6 protein-coding genes are annotated in these 11424 nt (G+C 44.6%); all 6 read right to left on the bottom strand.

The annotated features are described in order from the left end of the window. Positions 1-1066 (bottom strand): tetratricopeptide repeat protein (locus tag QUA56_RS10560; protein ID WP_333356853.1); only part of this gene is annotated, 1066 nt, incomplete at its 3' end. Beyond that, the gene (locus QUA56_RS10555; RefSeq protein WP_333356851.1) at positions 1059-5150 is read right to left on the bottom strand and encodes a tetratricopeptide repeat protein; all 4092 of its coding nucleotides are present in this window, start codon (positions 5148-5150) and stop codon (positions 1059-1061) included. The genes QUA56_RS10560 and QUA56_RS10555, both read right to left, overlap by 8 nt. Before the next feature lie 24 nt (positions 5151-5174). Next, positions 5175-8090 (bottom strand): tetratricopeptide repeat protein, encoded by a 2916-nt coding sequence (locus tag QUA56_RS10550; RefSeq protein ID WP_333356848.1) that lies wholly within the window; start codon positions 8088-8090, stop codon positions 5175-5177. A gap of 277 nt (positions 8091-8367) precedes the next feature. After that, complete coding sequence (locus QUA56_RS10545) at positions 8368-9225, bottom strand: calcium-binding protein (protein WP_333356845.1); 858 nt, start codon at positions 9223-9225, stop codon at positions 8368-8370. A gap of 358 nt (positions 9226-9583) precedes the next feature. Continuing rightward, entirely contained in the window at positions 9584-9736 is a 153-nt protein-coding gene (locus QUA56_RS10540; protein WP_333356842.1) for a hypothetical protein, read from the bottom strand. Between the two features lie 635 nt (positions 9737-10371). Next, positions 10372-10536: a hypothetical protein gene (locus QUA56_RS10535; RefSeq protein ID WP_333356839.1), complete on the bottom strand. Its 165-nt coding sequence runs from the start codon at positions 10534-10536 to the stop codon at positions 10372-10374. Between the last annotated feature and the right edge of the window lie 888 nt (positions 10537-11424).

Below are 11424 nucleotides of genomic sequence, written 5' to 3'. Positions count from 1 at the left end.
TTCTCTTACTGATAAGAGATGCAATACTTTGTTTGTAACTGACAGTTCGATAAAAATCAATCGCCTCAGCAATTTTACCTTGCCTCGTCAAAGCTTCTCCCAAATTCAGATAAGGCCAAAAAGCCTCCGGTTTAGCTGCAACAACTTCGCGGCACAAGTTCTCAACTTCATCTAGCTTGTTTTGCCTAACAAAAACTTCCCACAAATTGTAATAAAACCACCAAGGAAGATCGGGATTTATTTCTATTGCTTGGAAAAATACCGCCGCCGCTTCCTCCCAATATTTTTGGTGGCTCAAAACAGCACCTAAATTGTAATAAGACCAGCAATCATCTGGTTTTTGGGCGACCGTGGCGCGAGATGAGGCTAATGCGCGATCCTCTTCGAGGGCTTCGCTAACGCACTTTTCTTGCTGCTGCAACAACTCCTCTAATTCCGCTGACAGTTCTGCACACCTAGGCATATTTGTCAATAGAAATTTGTAAATAAAAATTGCGCTTTTTGGGCGATCGTACTTTGCTAAATTCTTTCCTAACTGCAAATAAAACTCCCAATTTTCCGGTGTAATTTGCAATTGACATTTTTCTAACACAGACTTTAAATCAGACTCTGTTTGTCCGAGAGCATATCCCAACTTCTCGTAAATTCCCGGCAAATCTCCGTCAATTTCAATAGCTTTTAAATACGCCGCGATAGCTTCATCCCACTGTTTTAGTTTAGTTAAAGCATCGCCTAAATTGCAAAAAGACCAAGCAAAATCCGAGTTGAGCGCAATCTCGCAGCGGTAAGCAGCAGCAGCATCTTCCCATCGCCGAAGTTTCAGCAAAGCATCGCCCAAATTGTGATGAGACCACGAAAAATCTGGATTTAACTCAACAGCTTTTTTGTAAGCAGCAACAGCTTCCTCCCATTTTTCAAGTTTCAGCAAAACATCGCCCAAACTGTGATAAGACCACGAAAAATCTGGATTTAATTCAATAGCTTTCTTGTAAGCAGCAACCGCGTCATCAAATCGCCCGCTTGCTTGCAGGGAATTTCCCAACTTGTGGTAATCCTCATTATCCATGCAAAACTCCTGCCAGATTCATTAACTTCTCCAGCGATTTCACATCAACGCGCATATCTTTATGCCCGTGGTATTTCTGAGTTGGGTCATCAAACAATTCAGCAATTAAATAGTAATGTTCCAACTCACACAAATTGCTGATAGTCCAAAAGCAAATTGGAACATAAATCGGAGAAAAAATTTCAATTACTTTAGTTCCCGGACTGCAAAAAACTAGATTAGTCAATCCCCCTCCATGAGGTGCTACAACTACTTTAGCCGCCGCCAGACACGCTGCTTGTTCCGCTACCGACATCGTTTCCAGCTTTACTGTACGAAACCCAAACTTTTCTAAACAGCCGACGACATCTTTCTCGTTGACAATTCGCCGATATGAGGCTTTTTCGCGGCTGATATAAATTCGTTCTGAATAATCTGTTTTTAGCGACTGCTTTTCATTTAAAAACATTCGTCTCAAATATTCGCACTTCCATTGCGAGGTTCCCGCAGCACCATCGCAAATGGATGGAACTATTAACTTATCCGCTGTAAAGTGCGGCTGATAGCGAGTTTCTAAAATTTTATGTATGGGAATTCCTAAAGTATTTAAAGTTTCTTTTTCATAAGCCGAATCGCAAGCATTAATCGCAAATTTATCAATACTATCCATCAATCCGCTCTGCTGCAAAAGATGGAACCGCGTCACCACATCAAACATCCAGTGAAAATAAGCTGCTCCTCCCCAACGAGCCGACAAAAAAGCCACATTTCCTTCGATGTGTTCGGCGGGAGGCAATTTATCGGAAGTTATTACCAATTCAGGACAACCCATTGAGATATCGGTAACAAGTTTATTGTCTGAAGTAATGGCGGCGGTAGTAGCAATATCAGCCCAAGCTCGTCCGTTTGGTAATACGCTAACAAAAGATTTTTTTATATAAAAAGTTTCATCTTCCCAACATCTGCTATCGGTATCGATTGTTTGGGGCTCAGATAAATTGATTTGACTTGCAGGATAGATGTCAATGCAAGTAATGCTCGGATGTGACTCTGCTGCAATTGCCAAATCGTCAGTAAATCCACAGTATTTTTTAATGACACTTAACGGCAACATTTTATGACCTAATCTTATGATATCGGCTTCATTCAATTCTCCTTTTTGTTCCAAAGCATAAGCTATATGATAGTAGACTCCAAACAAATCTGGTTTAATTTGGAGTGTTTGAATGAGATTAGATATTGCAGGTTCCCACTGCTGTTTGGCAATTAAACTCAAACCCAATCCTTCGTAACACCAACAGGATTTTGGATCGAGATTGATGCCTTTTTCGTAAATGGCGATCGCCCTATCCAATTCCCCTTGATTCCGCAGTGCATCGCCCAACTTTTTGTACAGCCAACTATGCTCGGGTTCTAGCTCAATAGCACGACCAAAAGCAACTGCTGCTTCGGGCCAATTTTCTTGTGATTCCAGAACTTCCCCCAAACTATTGTACAACCAACAATCATCGGGATTTAATTCAATAGCTTTGCGGTAAGCTGCCGCCGCGTCCTCCCAATTTTCCAGTGCAACCAAAGCCTTACCTAATCTATCGTAAGACCAACAAAAATCGGGATTCAGTTCAACTAACTTGCGGTAAGCAACAGCAGCTTCCTCCCACTCAGAAAGCTCCATCAGCACATCGCCTAAATTGTTGTAAGTCCAACAAAAATCGGGATTTAACTCAATAGCTTTGCGGTAAGCAGCAGCGGCGTCGCCGTGTTCCTCAATCGCCTGCAAAGTTTCCCCCAAAAAGTGGTAAGCCCAACTAAAATTAGGGTTTAGTGCGATCGCCCGTTGGTAAGCTGCCCGAGCTTCGTCAAACAGTTCTTTCTCTTGCAGAGTTTTACCCAACTTGTGGTAAGTTGAATAGGTTCCAGACTTAATTTTAATAGCTGTTTGATAGCGGGCGATCGCCTCATCCAAATAACCCGCATTTGCCGCAGTATCCCCCAACTTTTCCCAACCCAGAGACAACAGAGTTTGCTCTTCGCCCAAACTTTGATTGCCGATTTTTTTGACAATCAGTTGATAGCCTTTGTGTACAACTTCTAACTGACTTCCAAACATTTCTAAAAAAACATCGATCCCAATTTTAGTATCTTGCTCCGGGCTGTCGGGAAACGTAAATTCGTAATCGTCAAAAATCATCAGCCCCCCAACTTTCACCAACCTCCAAGATAAAATCGCATCTTGCAGAGCACTGGTGGGTTTGTGACAGCCGTCAATGTAAGCAATATCGTAATATTCCGAAGCCAGAGTTACTAACAATTCCTGAGAATAACCCTGCAATTCAATTACCTTCTCGGCAACTCCCGTTTTAACAATATTGCCCTTAAAATGTTCTTGGAAATACAAATCAATACAAGTAATCTTTGCCGTCGGATGAGTTAAAATATTATCCAGCAGCCAGCAAGCTGACATTCCCTGAAAACTGCCGATTTCCACAACTTGAAAATCCGCAATTCCGGTAAATTCCTGCAAATGCCGTTGCCAGATAGGAATATTGTGGGTAAACCAATCTTGGGTAAATTGATAATCTTTCGCCGCACACTCAGGCCAACCCCTCAATTCACTGGCTTTTTGGTGGCAAATAATTGCTTCTTCGAGTTCCCCTAATTGGGGTAAAATATTTCCTAAATCGTTGTAAGGCTTAGAATTGGTCGGAGCGATCGCAATTTGGTGGCGGTAAGCGGCAATTTGTGCGTATAACTCCTGTTGTTTCGCCCGAACATCATTCAGTTGGGCGACAACTTCCGCAGCATTTGGTTCAATTTGCAGTGCCATGCTATAAAATACGATCGCACCTTCCAACTGCTTCTGTTTCGCTAAACTATTGCCTAAATTTATATAAAACTCCGCTCCATCTAACTCAATTCCCAGCAATTTGTGGTAATTTTTCCCGCTTGCAAGTACCTCTATATCTTGACAGTAAGTTGCGATTGTGCTGTCTAAACCCGATTCGCTGCGCTTCCGCAAAACATATCCCAACCTCTGATTGATTCCCGTCAAATTCGGCTCAATCTGAACTGCGCGCAGGAAAGCAGCAACAGCTTCATCCCAGGATTTTTCGCAGGTGAAAGCAATTCCCAAATTCACATAAAACCAAGGAATATTTGGATTTATTTCAATAGCTTTGCGGTAGCAACTAATAGCTTCCTGCCACAGTTGTTTTTGAGCCAAAGCTTCCCCTAAACAATTGTATGCCCAGTAGGAATGAGCGTTAATTTCCAGAGTCTGACGGTAACATTTAATGGCTGCATCAAACTCGCGCTTTTGCACCAAAACATTGCCCAAACCAAGGTAAGCACGAGCATAATTTGGATTGAGTTCGACGCTTTTGTTATAACAGGCAATCGCCCGATCGAATTCTCCTCGATCTGCCCAAGTTTTACCCAAACTGTGGTAAGATTCAAAAGAATTTGGATTGATTGCAATGGCTTGTCGGTAATTGGCGATCGCCTCATCCCACCGCTTCTGGCCAACCAGCATTTCCCCCAAATTGTGATAAGCTGTTGCCAGCTTTGGGTTTAACTTAATTGCCCGCGAATAACATTCAATAGCGCGATCGAACTTTCCCAATTCAACAAAACTATTTCCCAGAGTGACGTGCTCGTCAGCAGTTGCCCAATTCGGCTCGATATTAAAAGCTTGATACCAACATTCTGCCGCCTCTTCTCGCTTCTCCAACTGCGTCCAAACTCTCGCCAACTGCCGGTAAGCAGCAGCAAAATTCGGGGCTAGCGCAATCGCTTTTTGACAATTTGCGATCGCCTTTTCCCACTGTTTCCCCTGAGAATACAGACTGCCGAGATTAGCGTAAACTTCCGGCAAATTTGGATTGCGATCGATTGCCGCTTCATACCACTGCTTAGCTTGCTCGATTTCACCTCGAACCTGCATCAGCTTTCCCAGCGTCTGGCAAGCTGCCGCCAAATTCGGTTCAATTTTCAATGCTAACTCGCAAGCAGCAACTGCCTCATTTAACCTTCCTTCGGCTAAATAAACTTCTGCTTGCCGACTCAAATCAACCGCTGTTTTTTCCATCTTCTCAATAGAGGGCATAATTAAACTTGCTCCAGACACCAACTAACCCAAACCCACCACCTCAACCATCCTTTTCAGCGAACTCAAGTTCACTAAAATATCCTCAGTCAGGGAATTCTGATACATCAACTGTCTCACAGGATAACATTCAAAAGCCTCGCCAGCTAAAAAGTAATGTTCCAACTGCAAATATTGACTGATTCCCCAATAATAATGGCTGATATAGTGAGGCGACACCAACTCAATTACTTTAGTTCCCTGGCGACAAAAAATCGTATTTGTCAAGCCGCTGCCGTGGGCAGCAACTATTACCTCAGCGTGGTAAAAATGAGCAATTTGCTCTGCCAAAGACATCGACTCAGGCAAAATAGAAACAAAGCCAGATTGCTCCAAAACCTCGATCGCATCTTCCTCGTTCAAAACTCGTCGATATCTTGCTTTACTGCGGCTGATATAAATGCGTTTTGGATAGCTTGAACTAGGTATAATTCCCTTGAGAAACTCGCGCCTCAAAAAATCCATCGCCCACCCTGAAGGCCAGCCCAAATATCCCGCAAAAGACGGTACAATTAACTCTGTTGCTTGAATGTGAGGCAAGCGATCGCTCTCCAGAACCTTCTCCTCTGGAATGCCCAGAATTCTCAGACTTTCCCGCTGAAATTGGTGCTGACAGCTATTCACCAAAAACCAATCAATCTCCGCCAAATCCCTACCGCTGCGCCGCAGCAATTCTATCCTCGGCAAAACGTCAACCATCCAGTGAAAATAGACATTTCCCGACAAACCAGAAAGCACCGCCACGCTACCGTCAATTTGCTTTAAATCTGGAAAGGATTCTAACTGAAAAACGCTGTGTTTTCTCACATCATGCTTTTCACATCCCGGCAACAAACCAGGATAATCTCTAGATACATCAGCCAACAAATAATTGTCAGGAGTAATTACAGCGATCGCCTTACAAATCAGCCAATAATTTTCCTGCGGCACAATCCAAACTCGCCCGTTAGGAATTTGTGCCACAAAAGTCTTTGGCGCATCCACAGGTATCGGTTGCGAGTTAGACAAACGGTAAACCCCCCAACCCAAATGCACCGGATCGAACCACTTAGAAAGTCGCTGCAAACACAGCCCGCAAGTTAAACCCGCACAATCGGAATCTGCCAATTGCGAATTGGCTAGCAAAAATTGGGAATTATGAATATTTTCGCCACAGGCTTCTGGTGCAGATTTCCAAACTACCTCAACATAATTGCCCGCATCCAACTTAGCATTAACCAGCCAATCCCAACTCGATAAATAAATACCGTGAGGATGTTCTAGAGAATTGCGATCGGGCGAGACAAAATTCTCTTTTTTCCACTGTTGCAGATCCCCATAGCCGTGCAATTGTAACTCTAAAACTTTTAGATAATAATCGATCGCCCGTTCCCAATGCCCCTGTTTTTCCAGTAGTTTTGCCAACTCAAAATAAACCTGCGGTAAAGCAGGTTGAATCGTCAAAGCCATGCGGTAAACTGCAACTGCCGCACTGAACCTGTACTGCTGGGCCAAGCAATTTCCCAGACGCCAGTAAATCTCAGTGTTTTTCGGCTGAATTTGCAAAGCTTTTTGATAATAAGCAGCAGCAGATTCATATCCGCCGTACTCTGTTAAAGCATTTCCCAAATGCAAGTAAATTTCTGCTAAATTATCGCTGATTTCAGCAATTGGTAATGGGGCATTGGGCATTGGGCATTGGGCATTGGGCATGGATAATTTTTTCTGCTTCCCCCTTCCCTGTTGTGGAGAATTAATCCGTGTATCCGTGTCAAAATCCGTGTCGAGCCTTCCCTCGGACTTCTTCCCTGTTCCTTCAACATCAGACTCATGCTCGATAATTAATCCGTGTATCCGTGTCAAAATCCGTGTTGTGCCTTCCTTCTTCCTTCCAGTTAGTGCTGTGAGAAATCGATCGCACGCAGCGATCGCCCTTGACAATTCATCATCTTCTACAGCAGCAACTCTGCGCCTTTCTCCCAAACGGCAGTAAGCATCAACAAAATCAGGCTTCAGAGCTATTGCTCGCTCAAAATAAGGCATGGCTTCCGCAATTTTGCCCAAAACCATCAAAGAAAACCCGGCGTCTGTATAGCCCGAAATAAGTTCGGGATTGAGATCGATCGCGCGATCGAAACAAGCAAGCGCCGCCGAATGTTCCCCCTGTATTTGCCACGCTTTCCCCAGATTGTAATGAGCCAAAACCAGATCCGGCTGCAACTCAATAGCTGTGAGGTAAGATGCGATCGCCCGATCGGGATTTTTGTTGAGCAACGCTTGACCCAAATTATTGTGCAGCGTCGCCCAATCTGGCTTAATCTCGATCGCCCGTTGGTAAACCTCGATCGCCTCAGCAGCCCGATCGTCCTTCAGCAAAATCGCACCCAGATTGCTGTAAGCTTCCACGTAATCCGGCGCCAGGGCGATCGCCTGTCGGTAGGTATCAATTGCCGCTTCTAGCTGACTATTTTGCTCTAAAACCACAGCCAGATTGTAGAAAGCAAGTAGATAATTGGGGTTAAGAGCGATCGCAGTTCGGTAACAGTCGATCGCCCCCAACAATTTACCCTGCTTGTGAAAAACATTTCCCAAGTTATAATGAACTTCCGGCCAGTCTGGTTTCAAATCCAGAGCTTGTCGGTAGTGAAAAGCCGCCTCATCCAGCCACGAATACTCGCTGTAAAGTTGACCCAAATAAGCATGAGCCAGAAAAAACTGCGGCGAAATCTCCAAAGCTTGCACAAAAGCGTCTCTTGCCGCCGTCGGATCGCCTTGAGCTTCTAGGATTTCGCCCAAAGTCGTGTAAGCTGAGGGCGAAAACGGTTGAAGTTCGATCGCCCTTTTGCAAAAATTTAGCGCCTCAGTTAACTTCCTTTGATTCAAATAAACTTGGGCTTGCCGGATGTATTCTTCAGTGCTCATTGCTCGCCAGCAGTTGCGGTTTCTTTACCGCTTCAGTAAAACCTAGAAATTCTAATTTAAAAACTTTGTATTTATATTTTGCCCGAGCGGGCGATCAATTAATTTTATCAATAACTGTCGATCGATTTTTTTTAACTGCCCCTGCTTCAGTTCCTGCATTCAATATTTCAACCTCACCCCGCTTGTGGCAGAGTGAGGTTGAAATCCTTTAAAACCACCGGCTTTGTGAGAACAGCCCCGAATCTTATTCAGTGCCGTCCCACAACTGCTAGTCGATTTAGAACAACTCGAAGTTGCTGGAGGTAATCGTCAGGCCAGTCTGCAACTTAGCAACAGTTAGGACTCCGCTGCCGGGGTTGAAGTATAGCAAACCGCTTTGCGGGTCGTAGATCAACTTGTTCGTCGTATTGGCTGCTGGGCTGGACGCGCTGAAACCAGAAATGACTACAAACTCGCTGGCATCGAAGCTGGTGCCCAAACCTGCGAACACACCACCGGATTTCAAGCGGATCTTATCTTCGGCAGGGGTAAAGTCGGTAATCGTGTCTACGCCGTAATCGCCACCGCTGGAGAAGAAGTAGAACGTATCGCTGCCAGCACCGCCGGTCAGGACATCGCTGCCTCTGTCGCCAGAGATAAAGTCATTGCCAGAGCCACCATCGACAGTATCGTTGTCTTTACCGCCGAACAGGCTGTCGTTGCCGTCACCGCCGCTGACAATATCGTTGCCTTGGCCGCCATAGACCGTATCGCTGCCACTTCCGCCGAGTACGGTGTCGTTGCCTCTGTCGCCAGAAAGCACGTCATTCCCATCACCGCCGTCTACGAGGTCATCCCCTTTACCGCCAAAGATCCGGTCGTCGCCAGTGCCGCCAGCTACCACATCGGCGCCGCTGCCTGCAAAGACAGTATCGTTGCCGCCGTCAGTGCCGATACTGTCATTGCCGCCTCCGGAAATAACCAGGTCGTCGCCACCGCCGCTTGAGATGACATCATCGCCCCCAAAAGTCAGGATGATATCGGCTTGGGCGCTGCCGTTCAACCTGCTAGAACCCTGGGTGCCGATAATATCAAGTCCGCCCCCAGAATTTGAAGTAGAACTTGCCGGCTGTGTTGGATTAGTTACCTGTGTCATTTACACTCCTCCTAAAAGATGAATCATTTTTCTACAATACACTTTTCCCTCCAAAGGGATTCAATAAATGAAACCGGACATCGGTTGAGACCCTAATTGACCCGGCTGCTATAAGCTGTCATGTAATTTAAATTGTCAGCAGCGAGCCTGGGATCGCGAGTTGAATCCTGTATTCGTTGAGCAGCAAATATCGGTTGTTTCCTGCTTTGGACTCTCGACTCCATCACTGCCTCCTCTAACACGAAAATATTCCACTTAAACGCTTGCGAGTTTACCATACTGACCGTCGGTCTGGCTAGTCATTTTTAAAACAATAGCCGGAAAATACACAGAGACCATTTTTAATGGGAGTATGCTCTCAAGATTGAGAAGTTCCACCGCAGTCGTTGGCAACTGTCGATCGCCGGAGAGTTCGATCGCCCGCCAAGGGGCTGTAACTGAAGTTGCGATTATTCAGTAGACTCTGGTCAACCAGACTTTTGAGTTCCGGCAATAGTTCCCCAAAAATCAAAATTTTTTAGCTAACTTTCCAAGCCAGCCCGTGCACTTGCGGGTCGTTTTCAATCAAACCCAGGCATAGAAAGCGATTTAAGCCGCTGGCGTTACTGCTTTTAGTCGCCAATTACTTATCTCCAAAACACTCCTGAACGCATTCTTGAGAATCATCAGCTTGATTTTTCAAAAGATATCCCTCGCGATCGACGGAATATTGTATCGAAAAAACCCCGGTTTTTCAACCAAAATAGGTGATTTCAGCAATGAGTGGCGTCCATCCAGACAATCAGACAATCCAGCGCTTGTGTGATGAAGTTGGGATTTCGGTTAGGCCACTAGAGTTCTGACAGTACTGTCAAAGCTGAGAATAAGCTGCAGCGCATCTTAATTGTCTGTTGGTTCGGGACACAATGTCAAACAGAGAAATCTTTTAGCAGCCTCCAGCGACTCTTGAGAGTGACACGCCACCCCGAGCCTGGGTAAGTTTTTATATAATTAGATTTGACAATTTAACTTAACAATATTTTATTTCCAACAAATATCTTCTTGCTAATTCTTAGCTTCGAGCCGATCGTTAACAATTAGCAATTCCCCGAAAATTTCGTTCGGCATTCACACACAAGCTGTACTATTCTCCCTAGCGGTGTGTTTCTAGTTGCGCTGTTGACCCATTGGAATCGATCTGCTTTCGTAGCTGTAGATGTGAGCGTCGCTCTCGAAAATATAATTGATAGAACTAGCTGCATAGTAGGTCAGGGCTAGCAGCGACACTAGATTAAGAATTCGATAAATTGGCTTCTCAGATACTTGGTTCATTTTTTCTCCTACTTTTTGTGCAAATAGCAAATTTGGATACAGTGACGGCACTTTTTTTGAGAAGTTCCTCAAAAATTTAACACCTCTAAAAACTTCTATCGCTCGCGTTTCGCGTTATGAACTCCTGATGCCCGATCGCATAAAACCAGTCCTGCTTGAGATTTCAAAGAGTTGTTGTTGCCTATTTCATATTGCAGTCTCTGCCTTTAATTGTGTATCTAACTGCGGTAAGAGTTAGACAGTTTTGGCGATATCGAACTCTACAATTACCTGTTGATAGCTGCTGCAATTTGAAAATATCTAGTCGCAAAAGCTTGCAAGGCAAGGAGTCTAGCTATTGCTCGACAGCCCGCAAAGATTTTCCAAAATTCGATAAATTGTGTGCAGTGGCCGGAAGTAATAAATATTTTTAACTTGGTTAGCGGCACCTGAAATCTGTCTGAAGTTATACTTTTGCAAGCCACAGACCGTCTTAAGTAGGTAGATGCAAATAAACTGGCATAACGGGAGGGAGGGAGGGCGGGTTTTAACCGCCTGCTAGTAAATATCTTCGCTTAACCCGCCCCGACAAGATATTATGGTTTTTTCGTACCGTTCTACTTACATTGCATATTAAGTTCGATCTTGGTGCAGGTGGCAGATATTTTTTTTTATTAAAAAATTGTTGCGGTCGCTGTCAGACAATTTTGGTCTGACAATGTTGGCTGAGCAGCAGCCTTAAATCACGATGTGACACAAAAAAAGTAGGCGTCATTCGATTTTAGATTTTAGATTTTAGATTTTAGATTTTAGATTGACCCCACGGATCGAGTCGGGGGCTTGAGGATTTTAGATTTTAGATTTTGGATTGATTCCACGGATCGATCGCGTGGCGGGTACCACCTTTGA

The organism is Microcoleus sp. N3A4 (assembly GCF_036701805.1).
In the GTDB taxonomy this organism is placed as follows: Bacteria; Cyanobacteriota; Cyanobacteriia; order Cyanobacteriales; family Microcoleaceae; genus Microcoleus.
Note: the sequence above shows the minus strand (reverse complement) of the source record. Positions and strands in the feature narration are given on the sequence as shown.

Excerpts from the sequence above, each read along its gene's own strand:
- QUA56_RS10555 (WP_333356851.1), bottom strand. The coding sequence starts at position 5,150 with ATGCCCTCTATTGAGAAGATGGAAAAAACAGCGGTTGATTTGAGTCGG.
- QUA56_RS10550 (WP_333356848.1), bottom strand. The coding sequence starts at position 8,090 with ATGAGCACTGAAGAATACATCCGGCAAGCCCAAGTTTATTTGAATCAA.
- QUA56_RS10545 (WP_333356845.1), bottom strand. The coding sequence starts at position 9,225 with ATGACACAGGTAACTAATCCAACACAGCCGGCAAGTTCTACTTCAAAT.
- QUA56_RS10535 (WP_333356839.1), bottom strand. The coding sequence starts at position 10,536 with ATGAACCAAGTATCTGAGAAGCCAATTTATCGAATTCTTAATCTAGTG.